Here is a 14,292-nt window from a genome sequence, read left to right on the forward strand (position 1 = left end):
TGTTTCTCCACTTACATTGAGCTGTATTTTTCACGCAGCTGCTGACGAACAAACTCAGCAACTGTGTTGAAAATAAAGGTGAATATGAATAATACAAAGGCGGCTAAGAATAGAATTCGGTAATGCGAACTCCCTACTTCCGACTCAGGCATTTCGACGGCGATATTAGCGGCTAAGGTACGCATGCCTTGGAAAATACTCCAATCCATAATTGGGGTATTACCGGTAGCCATAAGTACAATCATAGTCTCGCCTACGGCACGGCCTAATCCCATCATTACTGCAGAAAAAATACCTGGGCTGGCGGTTAATAACACCACACGAATTAGGGTTTGCCACTGCGTAGCACCTAATGCTAACGAGCCATTTGATAAATGTTTAGGCACACTAAATACCGCATCTTCGGCAATTGAGAAAATAGTTGGAATAACCGCAAAGCCCATCGCGATACCCACTACTAATGAATTACGCTGATCGAAGGTCATGCCTAATTCATTAGTTAGGTATTGACGCACATTGCCATCAAACATCCATAACTCAATACTTTCGCTCATCGCAAACGACAACCAACCAATAAATAACACCACTGGTATTAATAAAATTGAATGTGAACCTTCAGGGATTTTATGGCGAATAACCGCAGGTAATTTATTCCAGCCTAAAGCGGTTGCTAAAATACCCAATGGCAGTAACACCAGTAAACCAACAATAGCCGGCAAGTGCTCTTCAATTAAAGGCGCTAACCACAAGCCCGCTAAAAAGCCGAGTATTACCGTAGGCAGAGCTTCCATTATTTCAACCGTTGGCTTTACCACACGGCGCAATTCGCTCGACATAAAATAAGCGGTATAAATAGCGGCTGAAATAGCAATAGGTACAGCAAATAACATTGCGTACATAGCAGCTTTTAAAGTACCAAATGAAATTGGCACTAGTGAAAACTTCGATTCAAAATCATCACTGGCAGAAGTAGATTGCCAAATATAACCCGGCTCAGGGTAGCCTTCGTACCACACCTCTTGCCAAAGCGCTGACCACGTTACTTCTGGATGCTCGTTATGAACTTCTAAAACCGTCAGCTTGTTATCAGCTAAAATTAGCGCCGCATTTGAACGCGGAGCAATAGCAAACTGTTCAATTTCACCATCACTGACTTTACCTTGCCATAACTTTGCTTCACTGGTGGTGTAATAAAGCCCTAATTCACCATTTTGACCCGTTGTAAAAAAGGTACGACGATAAAACTCAGTAAAAATATTCAGCTTGCTTTGTTTGGTAGTTTCAAACGAACGGATTTTTTGAAATTCACGCCCTGAGTCTGTATTGATTTCAAACCACTGGGATATTTCACCGTTATCATTGGCCAACATCAGTGAGTTTGCACCAGCCAATAGTTGCGATGACACTATATTCGCGTTTTCTTCATTGGCAGATAATAATTGAATTTGCTCAACTTCACTTGGGTAGCGGGTATCGAATACGTAAATTTGATTGGCAGAACGAACAAATGTGCGGGTGGTATCTGGCGACATTAATAGCTCATCTACGCGACCATCAACGTTAAGCTCGGTGCGCTCTACTTGCCATTCAACTTCACCGGTAAACATATTTTCTTCGGCTACAAAGCTACTAAATACCACACGTTTATCGGCAGTAAGTGCCACAACGGCTGTTTTGTCTTCATAATGGCTAAAGGCAAAACGCTTAATAGCGGCACCTTGCTTATCAACTTCGAGTGCCATTTCACCCAGTGGATAACCTAAACGCGGAGTTAGCTTACGCTCATTATTAGGGAAGGTGACTAAAAACTTAGGTGCTACAATTGTCACTGTGCCATTTTCTAAACCATACGCATAATGCCCTTGAAAAGGAGCACTATTTGCAAAACTGGTTACCTGCGCGGGTAAAGTAGCATTAAGTGTTTTTAGTTTTTTACCAAACTTTGCTTTATCAACACTGTAGAAGTTAACTTGACCTTGATCATCAAGTAAATAAGCAACCTCAGTTTGCTCCTCAACACCAAGCCCTACTATTTGCTCAGCATTAGCAACATTAAAGCTAGCGCGTTTTTCAACTTTAGCTGACTCGAAAATAGGCTGCACTACATAAAGAAGGTAAAAGAAGATCAATAGCAGTGCTATTAATACCATTATACCGCCTGCGGTTATGCCAAACTTAGCAAACCGGTCTTTAAATAGACGGCTTCGATCCGTATTAAAAGTCGGTTTATTCGGATTTGAAGTCATCAAAACACCCTTATATCTTAACGTTGGGCGCATTATATTTCATCAAAGTGACAGTAATGTTACAGTCGTAATAATTCTTTACTTATATAGGGTCTGTTTGTCTTTGCAGATTAAACTTTCAGCTTTATGAGTGGATTTTAAGCAAAATCACGATTTTAAATAAGATTAAAGTATTGTTTGTAGTAGTGATTGTATTTATTTATACGTTCTTAATGAACTAAATCAATTATTAATTGGACAAACTATTTATCCAAGACAATACTCTATGGGCATCTAATATAACAACAACAAAGTAACCTCTTAAGATGTAACAATCCTTTTGTGGTTAGCTTTTACATACATTTAGAATCACATACATTAGATAGCATCACTTAATGCCTATGCATTTATTTTTTCATTTGGGCTTAAAAAGAGAACTATTATGAAGCAGTTGGTAATAACTATTTTAGGGGAAGATCGCCCCGGTTTAGTAGAAAGTATTTCATCGGTTATATTAGAAAACCATGGCAATTGGTTAAGCAGTAATTTGAGTCACTTACTCGGGCACTTTGCAGGCATTATACAGGTTGAAGTGGCTGAAGAGCATTTACAGACATTTCAAAATGCGCTCAATGGGCTTCCTAAGTTAGATGTTCGCATTGAAAAGGGCAACACTGAAATTGAGCCTGTAGAGCTTGAGCAACTTAATTTTGTGATCACCGGTAACGATCGCCCTGGTATAGTGCAAGAGCTAGCAAGTGTTATTCGCCATAAAGGCGCGAACATTACAAACTTAAACTCTAGGCAGCAAAGTGCGCCAAACTGGGGAGTGCCTATATTTAGTGCTGTTGCCACCGTGAGCCTGCCTAACGGATTGAATAAAGAAGAAGTTATTAATGCACTTGAGTCAATTACGAGTGACTTAGTGGTTGATGTAGAGCAAAGTTAAATCAGCTCTATTATCATGAACACGAAAAAGGCGCTAATTATAGCGCCTTTTTTATGCATAACACCCAGTGTTACATGTCTGCATGACGATTAATACTTTGCATCATCTGCTTCAAACCTTGCTCTTCGAGCTGCAAGATCTCCCCTAGCTTTTCTTGAGCCTCTGGTGACTGCGCTTTATCTGCCAAATAACTGTATGCATTTAATACTTTTTGATGCTGCTGAGATAAATACTCTTGAATCGCTAGTTCATCTAGCTCATTACTGCGATCTAAATCAGTAAAGCTGATGATTTCTGAGTGCTCTGAAAAATATTCATAGCAGTATGTATCTAAAGTATTTATTTCAGTGATTGCTTTAAAGCCAATTAAATCCTCAGCGAGTTTTTTTTCATACTCAACACAATAATCGATTAACTGTTTGTTATGCTCTCCAAGTAAATCCCTTACGCTAAAAAAATTAGCCGCCATTTGTGTATGAAACTGAACGGTCCAATCGAACACTTCTTGAATTGTTTTAACTTGCATGTGCGTTCCTTACTTTTTAAAACCTATTGATTAAATAGATGCGTGAATCATGCCAATAAGAAATGCAATAAAATCAGTAGATAAAGAAAGGATTGCCTAACTTGTACTGATATTTTCAGTACAAGTTACACAATCAGTGTAAATATTATAGGTTGCGCTTTCGCCACAATAAATACACAGCAGGCAATACCAGCAATGTTAAAACAATGGCGCTAAACATACCGCCAACCATGGGGGCGGCTATTCGGCTCATTACTTCACTACCCGTGCCTGTGCCATAAAGCACCGGTAATAAGCCAATCACTATGGTTGCCACTGTCATCATTACCGGACGTACTCGTAGACCCGCACCTTCTAGTATCGCCTGTTTAAGCTGCTCTATACTCAAGCTTTTACCCATTTTAGAAGCAGCCTCTACCTGCGCTTTATAGGCTTGGTTTAAATACACCAACATTATAACGCCTATTTCTACGGCCACCCCAGCAAGGGCAATAAAGCCGACCCCCACAGCAACAGAGAAGTTAAAGCCTTCTAAGTACATTAGCCAGATACCTCCTATCATCGCCAGTGGTAAAGTCGCCATAATAATAAATACCTCAGTGAAACTTCTAAAGTTAAGGTAAAGTAGCACTACAATAATGGCTAAGGTAAGCGGTAACACATAACTCAGTTTGGCTTTGGCACGCTCCATATATTCGTATTGCCCTGCCCAAGTTATAGAGTATCCAGCAGGTAAAATTAGCTGCTCGTTTAGTAATTGCTGAGCATTTGCTACATAACTACCAATATCTGTATCTTTAATATCAATAAAGCTCCAACCATTTAAACGGGCATTTTCACTTTTTATCCCAGGAGGGCCATCACTAATAAATACATCCGCCACATCAGCAAGTGCGATACGTTGACCCGTTGGAGTAACAATAGGTAAAAGCATCAGTTCTTCAGGGGAGTCACGGTACGCTTGCGGATAACGAATATTTACTGGATAGCGCTCTTGACCCTCAACCGTTTCAGTCACATTCATGCCGCCAATCGCGGTTGCGACTACTTGTTGCACATCAGCAATATTTAAACTGTAGCGCGCTGCTTTTTCACGGTTAATATCTACCTTAATATAACGTCCACCCGCTACACGCTCTGAGTAAACAGACGCCGTACCGGGAAGTTCTTTAAGTAACACCTCTATTTGTTGACCTATTTTTTGAATTTCATTCAAATTAGGGCCCGCGACTTTTATACCCACAGGGGTTTTAATCCCTGTAGCCAGCATATCTATCCGCGTTTTAATTGGCATTACCCAAGCGTTCGTCAGTCCAGGAAACTTAACTAAAGCATCCAGCTCTTGCTTGAGCTTTTCAGTTGTCATGCCTTCGCGCCACTGATCCTTAGGCTTAAACTGTATAAAGGTTTCAATCATGGTCAGTGGTGCCGGATCGGTTGCCGTTTCCGCTCGTCCAATTTTACCAAATACGGTTTTTACCTCGGGCACACTGGCAATCAATTTATCGGTTTGCTGCAATAGCTCGCGCGCTTTACCTATTGAAATTCCTGGGTAAGTAGTCGGCATATACATTAGATCCCCCTCATCAAGAGGTGGAATAAATTCACTGCCTATTTTATTTACCGGATAAAAGCCCACTAAAGTGATAACTAGCGCAATCAGCAAGGTGCTTTTTGGAAATTTTAGTACTAGGTTTAACAGCGGCTTATAACTATTTACCAGTAAACGGTTAACTGGATTTTTATTTTCAGATATCAACTTACCACGAATGAAATAACCCATCAGTACGGGTACTAAGGTAATTGCTAATCCAGCAGAAGCTGCCATTGCATAGGTTTTTGTATACGCCAATGGCGCAAACATTCGCCCTTCCTGAGCTTCTAAAATAAATACCGGCATAAAACTCACGGTAATTATTAATAAGCTAAAAAATAACGCAGGCCCAACTTCACTGGCAGAATCAATCACCACTTGCCAACGGTTTTCATCTGTTAGTGGCTTTTTCTCCATGTGCTTGTGCATGTTTTCAATCATCACAATCGCACCATCGGTCATAGCACCAATCGCTATAGCAATCCCGCCTAATGACATGATATTGGCGTTAATACCCTGCCAGTACATAATAATAAAAGCGGTGAGTATGCCTAACGGTAAGGTAATAATAGCCACCAATGATGAGCGTACATGGAATAAAAACACCACACACACTAAAGCCACTACAATAAGCTCTTCTATCAATTTAGAAGTGAGGTTATCAACTGCGTCTTTTATTAAATGAGAGCGGTCGTACACAGGTACAATTTCAACCCCCTCTGGTAGCCCTTTTTTAAGTGACTCTAATTTAGCTTTAACGAGCTCTATGGTTTTTTGCGCGTTTTCACCAAAACGCATAACCACTACGCCACCTGCCACCTCGCCTTCGCCGTTAAGTTCGGCAACACCGCGGCGCATTTGCGGACCTAAACGCACATTAGCAACATCACGTAACTGTAGTGCAGTACCGTTAGCGTTTATACCTAAAGGAATGGCTTCTAAATCAGCAACACTTTTTACGTAGCCAGTACTGGTGACCATGTATTCAGCTTCTGCCATCTCAACTACCGATGCACCCATTTCTTGATTGCCTTGCTTAATGGCAGTTTGAATAAGACTTAGCGGAATACCATAAGCACGAAGCTTATCGGGCTGAACGTTTACTTGGTATTGTTTGACCATGCCGCCTACCGATGCCACTTCGGACACACCGGGTACAGTTTGCAGTTCAAATTTTAAAAACCAATCTTGTAAACTGCGTAATTGGCTGATGTCATGCTTACCGGTGGTATCAGTGAGTGCATATAAATACACCCAGCCAACGCCGGTGGCATCGGGGCCAAGCTCTGCAATTGCCGTACTAGGCAAACGGGCAGATACTTGACTGAGATATTCCTGAACACGACTTCGTGCCCAGTATAAATCGGTGTCTTCGTCAAAAATAACGTACACGTAGGAGTCGCCAAAGAAAGAAAAACCGCGTACTGTTTGCGCCCTAGGTACCGATAGCATTGCCGTGGTAATCGGGAATGTAACCTGATCTTGCACTACTTGCGGCGCTTGCCCAGGATAAGATGTTTTAACAATAACCTGTACATCTGATAAGTCGGGTAAGGCATCTACAGGCGTGTTTTTTGCAGCAAACAAGCCGCCACCAACCAGTATTGCGGTCAGTAATAAAACAAAAAAACGGTTAACAACAGACCAGCGAATAATTGCAGTAATCATAACCACTCCTAGTGATGCTGACTGTGCGTAGCATGCACAGGCGTTATTGTATGAATCACAAATTCACCTTGCTCAATGCTAAAGGTAAAAGTAACTTCATCATTAGGCTTAAGCATCTCAGTCATTACATTTTTTGCTAGTATAAAGTCCATTGTTGCAGGTCCTCGGCCCCACTTTTCAATTGCCTCACGGCTGATATTCACAATACGATTATTAGCATCAATACTATTAATTACTCCATTCACAGTTGCCGTATTTGGGTTGGCATCACTCATTTGCATACTGTTATGCGCAACTGCTTGCATACGTTTAAAGTCAGAGTTTTTACTCGACTCTGAATCAATTAAAAACTGTGCTGAAGTAACCACTTCATCGTCTGCCATAACACCTGATAAAATTTCGGTATTAGCCGCATCACTTCGCCCTAAAGTTACCTCGACCGATTTAAAACGACCTTCCCCAAGTGCAACTACAACACGGTTTTGGCTACCAGTGCGAATAACAGCTTCTTTAGGTACGATTAACTGTTTTTCAGCTACTTGACTATGAATACTGACTTGAGCAAACATATTAGGCTTTAACTGATGGCCTTGGTTATCAAAGCGCAAACGCACTCTTAAAGTACGATTTTTAGCATCTAAGGTAGGGTAAATATAATCCACTTGCCCTTGCCAACGTTGACCACTTAAATAATCGAGTGTCATGGTTACAGGCAAGCCAACACGAATAAGTTCTGCTTGGCGCTCAAATACCTCAGCCTCAACCCATACTTCATCAAGCTGAGCAATACTCATCATTGAGGTATCAGGTTTAACATAAAATCCTTCACGAATATTAAGCTCATCAACAACACCACCTTGGCGAGCATAAAATGTTATGTTTTGCAGTACTTGCTGACCTTTTTGCAGACGTGAAATGAAGCCATCAGACACATTGAGCGATTTTAATCTGGCTTTAGCTGCACGAATTAGCACCGGATTATTACGCTTCAACGCTAAAACAAACTCTTCTTGTGCATTCACTAACTGTGGTGAATATAAGGTATAAAGTGGCTCATCTTGTTTAACCTGATCACCCGCGGCTTTAACGTATAAGGTTTCGACCCATCCTTCTACGCGCGGATGAATATGAATTAGCTGGTCTTGGTTGTATTGCACATAACCTACCGTGTTAACTTCATTTTCAAGTGCAGCAAACGCAACAGGGGCGGTACGCACACCTAAATTATTAATCACTGTGGGTGAAATTTGAATACTGCCAGGCCCTTCATTTGCGCCACTGTCTGACTCTTCGTAAACAGGCACTAAATCCATGCCCATGGGCGATAAACCAGGTTCATCTCGGCGATAATTACTATCCATAGGTGCCACCCAATAAAGCGGCTCTTTTTTGCTACTGGCTTTACTATCAGTTGGCATAGAGTGCTCACTAGGTAAGCTTAATAAAACCCCCGCAGTTAATGCCGCACTGCATATAGCCACCAGTGATAATTTTAAATTAGTATTCATAGCTCGGCTCCTGCTGTGGTGTATTTTTTAAGCTGGTATCATCAGCACTGGCGTAATAATTTAACCTCGCAATAATAATCTTTTGATCAACATGAATGTTTAGTGCGTCTATCTTGGCATTTAATTCACTAATACGCGCTTGCATCACATCTGAGAAATTACCATCATCGCGGGTATAGGCATTCAGGGTCGCTTGAGCTTGCTCAGCCATTTGCGGCAGTAGCTTGGTTTGATAAAGCTCAGCACGCTGATGAAGCCGTGCTAACTGACTAACTTCCTTAAAATACATTCCTTGTAGCTTTTTAAGGGCAATTAATTTTTGTGTTTTAGCTTCTTCGCTATCGGCAATGGCAGCATTTACAAGTTGATCTTGGCGATTATCGGTAAACAGCGGTAAATCAATACTTATACCCACAGAGAAAAGGTCTGCTCGCGAGCCACCCATTGGCATGTCATCACGATAACCGTACCCCATATTAACGCCAATTTGCGGTTTATAGCCTTGCTCAGCCACACTAATTTGAGTTTGCTTTGCCACTATTGCATTATCCATTGCCATAATTGCAGGGTGCTTTAATAGCATGGTCATTAATTGCTGATACTCTAACTCGGTGTAGTTTTTTAATGCTGTAAGCTCTGAAAAGTCATCACTGACAGGCTGGCTCAGCATATCGATAGGCAGCCATTGTGTTAGCCGCTTTTTAGCTCCTTGTAGCTGTTGCTCCAGTTGCATTAATTTATCTTCAAGGCGGGTTAACTCTAATTGCGCTCGAATAATATCTTGTTGGCGTGTTTTGCCCACCGAGCTTACATAGCTTGATTCTGTAATATCAATGAGCTGGGTAAACAAAGCTTTATCTTGCTCAATTAGTGCAATGCTTCGTTGCGCTCTATAAGCATTGAGCCATGACTCAGTAACTATGGTTTTTACTTGCGCGAGTCTATCTTTACGCAGCCAAGGCTCTGCTGCAGCTGACTGAGAAAGGGCCTTTTGTTGAAGTGCTAGGCTATCGCCTCGGCTCAGTGATTGGCTAATTCCCACCTTAAATTGGGTCATATTTTCTTGATCAAAAGCAAAACCATTAGTTGGTAGGTTCATTAACCCTAATGTAAGCACTGGATCAGGTAAGGTTCCTGCGGCAATACTTTTTGCTTCAATTGATGATTGTTTTTGCTTGCTAGCTTTAAGCCAGGGCTCATGGTTTAAGGCATAGTTAATTGCCTCATTTAAACCTAATTCAGCACTGTGTACAGAGACACTAATACTCAACAAGCTACTTATACACACGGATTTTAATACTGCGAAGTGATTCATCACTTGCTCCACTGAAATTTAAAAATAACGAATGAAAACGATTAAATTTATAAGCAGATAGATGACAATAAGCTAAATAACTAAATTTTAAATACACCTACCCTGCGATTATGCAGGCATAGGAGGACGGTAAAGAGAACGTGCAAAGTTAACTTGATGCTGTATTACAGCATGTTGCACTTTTTCAGAGGGTAATTTGGAGGCTATAAATAGTGAGTTTACATGCAAGGCTGAATGCGAACTACAAGCACTCATCGGGCAACTGCAATCTTGGGTTAACGTGCTTTGCTCACTACAGCAATCCATAGACATGGTTGTTGTATCAGCGTCGTCACTCATTGCCATCTTACTATGCTGCATCGATGCATGGGTTGCCATGTTCGTATGCGGCATATCACATACCATAGATACAGACGCAACGGCTTGACCCACAAAAGTGAGTAACAAAGTTAGCGTGAGTAAAATACAGTAAATACGTTGCAATGAATTAACCTAAAAATAAATAGACGTTTAAAGTTTATGGGAACTGTGTTTAAAACTCAATAATTAACTGGTTTTTACTACTGGCTTTATGAAGCTACTGGCCGCAATGGCGAACAAGCAATAGCCGGTAAAATACCAAAAACCAGTACCAAACTCAGCATGCATATTAAGTAAATCTTCTGAGTTCGCGTTTGCATTACCAGCCATGTAAGCCACTATTAATGCAATAACAAACACATCCACCATACTCCATTTACTTAAACCGATAATCACCTTACCAAGATTGTGCTTAAACGAAGTCTCCTTCAGCACACAATACAACAATTGAAGCAGCAGCTTAATTGTTGGGATCACCATTGAAAAAAACGCCACTAATATCGCCACTAAGTAGTTTTTGTTATCGGCCAGTTCGTTAACGGTGCCCCAAATACTGCGCGTTTTTTGATAAGCGCTGATCTCGCCTTCAAGTTTATCTAACCCCAACATACTCGAGATCATCATTAGCATATTACGGGTGTTTTGATTCCCTTCATCTGCCAACATTTCAATGCCCGCCTCAGCAAGTTTAGACTTATCAATTTTACCTTCCATACTCAGTACGGGCTGAGTCACCCCGGGAATTAATAAAGCTAAGGCAATTAAAATAGTGGTAATAGGTAAAAATAAACGCATGGTGTAATACTAAGTAAAATCAATATGTGCCAATCATACCCAAACGTTTTGCGTTAGTCTTGCTCAATAATGGTGGCTAATAACTCATCCGCATATTGGCGTGCATCCAACATGGCGCTAAATACGGTCTCAATATTCGAGGCTGGGCGAATAGTTTCTAACAACTTTTTAGCCAATTGCCAATTATCTTCCTCTACCGCTTTTATTAAATGTAAAGAATTACCCATCATGCCTTCAAAACTTAATAGTGCACCAGATAACTCAGCCCCTAAACTAAACTCTTTAGCAATAGCTTCCAGCTCCATATCTAAAATAGCATCAAGCACCGACATTAAGCCGACTAAATAACCTTGTTCTGCAATGACTTTTCCGCCTGGTTCTAAAATTATTTGCATGAACTGCGCTCGACATAAGCCTAAACGAGTAAGTTCACTGGGCTTGTCTGAGCCAAGTTCGCTTAGCGCCAATACTCGTACAAACTTTCTAATAGAATCTTCCCCTAAATACACAACCGCCTGAGGAATAGACGTTATCACTAAATTTTTATTAGCAGAGCGAGCATTCACTAGTTTTAGGACGCGTGCAGTCAAACCGACATCTTTAGAAATGCGTAGATTAATTTCATTAAAGTCTAAATCTGTGCGGGATGTGCAACGCAGTAAGTCTAAAACAGCCATTTTTAGAGGTTCGATACTGTTGTAACTTAACATTTCTGGATGTGCAAAAAAGAACCCTTGAAAATAATCGCATCCAGCCTCTTTAAGCTGCCTAAATTCATCATAGGTTTCAATTCGCTCTACCACTATTTTAATATTAGGAAAATTGCGTTTGAGCTTTTTCAGCAACATGCTGGTTTTTATTACGGGCTCTTCAACTTCAAGCTTAATATAATCAACCAAACTGAGTAATGGTTGCCATTTTTCATGTGAGTCGTAGTCATCTAATGCAAATACATATCCTGCTTTTTTTAACTCTGTCACTCTCTCAACAACAAGCTCTATATTTTCAGTACGCTCAACAATTTCAATTACAGTATTCTCAGGCTGTAATAATTTAGGCAAATCCTCTAAAAGCCCCTCGCTCGATAAATTAATAAACGCAGTTTGATTGAGCGTTAGCTTTTCTATGCCAACCAGCATTAGCGCATTAAAAAAAAGTCGCCCAGTGGCTTGCCCGTCAGTTGTTCCTACAGGAAAAGCATTATTAAATGAATCGCGATAGAGCAACTCATAAGCAAAAATACTTTTATCACCGTCAAAAATTGGTTGCCTAGCAATATATTGAGTAACCAAAATAGATGAATTTTTTACCTCTAGATTATTTGGCATTAACCTTCCTACTTAACAGTGATGTCATCATTATTTTTTATTATTTAACCAGTATAGTGAAACTTTAAAGACTTGCTGCAATTTTAATTAGATTAAAAACAAACAAATAAGACTAAATTTATAACCCTAGAGCAGAATTATTAGTATCCTCATTTTTTATAGGGTTTTTGAGTTTACAACTGCTCTAAGCATACCCAAAGGTTATGGTTATAAGGTATAATGCGATTATTAATTTTTTATAAACTCACAAAAAAGAGTCCCTTATATGAGCATTGAACAAGCCTTAATAGAACGTAGCAGTAACCAATGTGAACTCTGCGCAGCAACAGACAACCTAACTGTATACGAAGTTCCTCCTGTTACCGAAGCTCATTCAGATAAATGCATCTACACCTGTCAAACGTGTAAAGATCAAATTGAAGGCAATAGCGATTTAACCCCGACCCATTGGCATTGCTTAAATGACAGTATGTGGAGTCAAACACCTGCGGTACAAGTTGTTGCTTATCGCATGCTGACTCAGTTAGCAGCTGATAACGGATGGGCACAAGACGCGCTAGATATGATTTACCTTGAAGAAGACACATTAACATGGGCGCAGCAAGCGCTTGCTGAAGATGATGATATTAAACACATTGATAGCAATGGTGTAGTACTACAAGCTGGCGACACCGTCACGTTAATAAAAGATTTAGATGTGAAAGGTAGCAGCTTAACAGCAAAGCGCGGTACAGCCGTGCGCAATATTGGCTTAACCAGCAACCCTGAACATATTGAAGGACGTGTTGATGGACAGCGTATTGTAATTTTAACTAAATACGTAAAAAAATAAGTAATAAATCAAGGCGCCTAGCGCCTTTTTTATATCTCGACTTTCTTTATTTGCTAGTTAAGCAATGATTAAGCAATTCAACCGTATGCTAGCGACCTTATACCATACTCCATCAAGGAACTCTTATGTTCTCATCGAAGCCAAATTCAATGTTAAAGTCGATTGCAGGCTTGTGTTTTCTAGCAAGTGGCACACTTATGCTGAGCGCATGTAACGATGACACAGCGCAGCAAAATAGTGCTGTGGCGCAAACAATGACCACCTTACCTGTGCAAGTTAGTTACTTAGATCGCAGCCTAATTGCGCCTAATTCACAGCTAACCGTTACCTTGGTTGATGTGTCAAAAATGGATGTGGCAGCAACGGTTATCTCTGAGCAGGTAATTGATTTAGTAGGCGCACCGCCTTATAAAGTAGAGCTTGAGTATAACCTTGAAAAGATTGACCCAACTCACCGCTATAGCGTGCGTGCAACCATTAATAATCAAGGAAACTTGCTATACACCAGCACAACGAGTAACCCGCCTTTTGATAATACGGCCTCATCAGAGCCTTTAGAGATTATTGTTTCAAAAGTAGCGCCAAAGCCAGACGTTGACTTAGTAAACACCTATTTCAAAGCCGTTTCAATCGATGGCAACCCCGTTGTAGTGAATACTAAAGAGCCATTTATTCAGTTTAATAGTGATAACACTGTACACGGCTTTTTAGGATGTAATAACTTTAATGGCGGTTATGAAGTATCGAAGCAAGCAGTAACTTTTACGCAGTTAGCTACCACGCAAAAAATGTGTCATGACAATATGGAACAAGAAAGCGCGATGGCGGCTGTGCTTCAGGCAGCAACGCAATGGCAAATTAATGGTGAAAAATTAGTATTACAAAATGAGGCAGGCAACCAACTTGCTACCTTTAACGCTATTTACTTTTGATTAAGAACGTAACAATACCCCACATATAAGCAAATAAATAAGCCCAGTTAAACTAGGGTCTGTTGATTTTTCAAGGTTAAATTTGCAGCAGTCTGTTTGGTATTTAGGCAAGGCAGAGCCTATGTGGTGTGGTTATTCCCCCATAAATAGGCGATAACGCAGCATCAATGCCAAACAGGCGCTGCCCGAAGGGTTCTGCCTAGGGGCAATTTACTCTTTGTTGCTCGGTTTTTACTTAGCCCACTAGGTTACAAACCTCC

The 14,292-nt window shown here is 40.6% G+C and carries 11 protein-coding genes; 3 read left to right on the forward strand and 8 right to left on the reverse strand.

What is annotated here, in order from left to right:
• Positions 1-11: 11 nt before the first annotated feature.
• Entirely contained in the window at positions 12-2,246 is a 2,235-nt protein-coding gene (locus tag CWB77_RS08680) for an ABC transporter permease subunit (RefSeq protein ID WP_138622352.1), read from the reverse strand.
• Positions 2,247-2,667: 421 nt separating this feature from the next.
• On the opposite strand from CWB77_RS08680, the gene CWB77_RS08685 reads away from it, so the two are divergent.
• Complete coding sequence (locus CWB77_RS08685; protein WP_010391731.1) at positions 2,668-3,174, forward strand: glycine cleavage system transcriptional repressor; 507 nt, start codon at positions 2,668-2,670, stop codon at positions 3,172-3,174.
• Between the two features lie 70 nt (positions 3,175-3,244).
• Here the strand turns inward: CWB77_RS08685 and CWB77_RS08690 are convergent, their stop codons facing one another.
• From CWB77_RS08690 to CWB77_RS08720, 7 genes are all read right to left on the reverse strand, one after another.
• Positions 3,245-3,700: a hypothetical protein gene (locus CWB77_RS08690; RefSeq protein WP_010391728.1), complete on the reverse strand. Its 456-nt coding sequence runs from the start codon at positions 3,698-3,700 to the stop codon at positions 3,245-3,247.
• 145 nt (positions 3,701-3,845) lie between these two features.
• Positions 3,846-6,962, reverse strand: coding sequence for an efflux RND transporter permease subunit (locus CWB77_RS08695; protein WP_138622354.1), 3,117 nt, complete (start codon positions 6,960-6,962; stop codon positions 3,846-3,848).
• An 8-nt stretch (positions 6,963-6,970) separates the two neighbouring features.
• On the reverse strand, positions 6,971-8,470 hold the full coding sequence (locus CWB77_RS08700; RefSeq protein ID WP_138622356.1) for an efflux RND transporter periplasmic adaptor subunit: 1,500 nt from the start codon (positions 8,468-8,470) through the stop codon (positions 6,971-6,973).
• Positions 8,460-9,785: a TolC family protein gene (locus CWB77_RS08705; RefSeq protein WP_138622358.1), complete on the reverse strand. Its 1,326-nt coding sequence runs from the start codon at positions 9,783-9,785 to the stop codon at positions 8,460-8,462. The genes CWB77_RS08700 and CWB77_RS08705 overlap by 11 nt, the downstream gene beginning before the upstream one ends.
• Positions 9,786-9,893: 108 nt before the next feature.
• Entirely contained in the window at positions 9,894-10,268 is a 375-nt protein-coding gene (locus CWB77_RS08710) for a hypothetical protein (protein ID WP_075169911.1), read from the reverse strand.
• Positions 10,269-10,331: 63 nt separating this feature from the next.
• A complete protein-coding gene (locus CWB77_RS08715) occupies positions 10,332-10,940 on the reverse strand; it encodes a paraquat-inducible protein A (protein ID WP_010391723.1) in 609 nt (202 codons plus the stop codon).
• Positions 10,941-10,993: 53 nt separating this feature from the next.
• Positions 10,994-12,268 (reverse strand): EAL and HDOD domain-containing protein, encoded by a 1,275-nt coding sequence (locus tag CWB77_RS08720; protein WP_138622360.1) that lies wholly within the window; start codon positions 12,266-12,268, stop codon positions 10,994-10,996.
• Positions 12,269-12,533: 265 nt separating this feature from the next.
• Between CWB77_RS08720 and CWB77_RS08725 the strand changes: the two genes are divergently transcribed.
• Positions 12,534-13,100, forward strand: a complete 567-nt coding sequence (locus tag CWB77_RS08725; RefSeq protein ID WP_010391720.1) for a PhnA domain-containing protein — start codon at positions 12,534-12,536, stop codon at positions 13,098-13,100.
• 125 nt (positions 13,101-13,225) lie between these two features.
• Positions 13,226-14,032, forward strand: coding sequence for an META domain-containing protein (locus tag CWB77_RS08730; protein WP_138571268.1), 807 nt, complete (start codon positions 13,226-13,228; stop codon positions 14,030-14,032).
• Positions 14,033-14,292: the final 260 nt, after the last annotated feature.

This window comes from Pseudoalteromonas sp. S1610, from assembly GCF_005887465.1.
Taxonomy (GTDB): Bacteria; Pseudomonadota; Gammaproteobacteria; order Enterobacterales; family Alteromonadaceae; genus Pseudoalteromonas; species Pseudoalteromonas undina.

Bases quoted from the DNA above. Each gene is read 5' to 3' on its own strand.
- CWB77_RS08680 (WP_138622352.1), bottom strand. From the start codon at position 2,246: ATGACTTCAAATCCGAATAAACCGACTTTTAATACGGATCGAAGCCGT.
- CWB77_RS08685 (WP_010391731.1), top strand. From the start codon at position 2,668: ATGAAGCAGTTGGTAATAACTATTTTAGGGGAAGATCGCCCCGGTTTA.
- CWB77_RS08690 (WP_010391728.1), bottom strand. From the start codon at position 3,700: ATGCAAGTTAAAACAATTCAAGAAGTGTTCGATTGGACCGTTCAGTTT.
- CWB77_RS08695 (WP_138622354.1), bottom strand. From the start codon at position 6,962: ATGATTACTGCAATTATTCGCTGGTCTGTTGTTAACCGTTTTTTTGTT.
- CWB77_RS08700 (WP_138622356.1), bottom strand. From the start codon at position 8,470: ATGAATACTAATTTAAAATTATCACTGGTGGCTATATGCAGTGCGGCA.
- CWB77_RS08705 (WP_138622358.1), bottom strand. From the start codon at position 9,785: ATGAATCACTTCGCAGTATTAAAATCCGTGTGTATAAGTAGCTTGTTG.
- CWB77_RS08715 (WP_010391723.1), bottom strand. From the start codon at position 10,940: ATGCGTTTATTTTTACCTATTACCACTATTTTAATTGCCTTAGCTTTA.
- CWB77_RS08720 (WP_138622360.1), bottom strand. From the start codon at position 12,268: ATGCCAAATAATCTAGAGGTAAAAAATTCATCTATTTTGGTTACTCAA.
- CWB77_RS08725 (WP_010391720.1), top strand. From the start codon at position 12,534: ATGAGCATTGAACAAGCCTTAATAGAACGTAGCAGTAACCAATGTGAA.
- CWB77_RS08730 (WP_138571268.1), top strand. From the start codon at position 13,226: ATGTTCTCATCGAAGCCAAATTCAATGTTAAAGTCGATTGCAGGCTTG.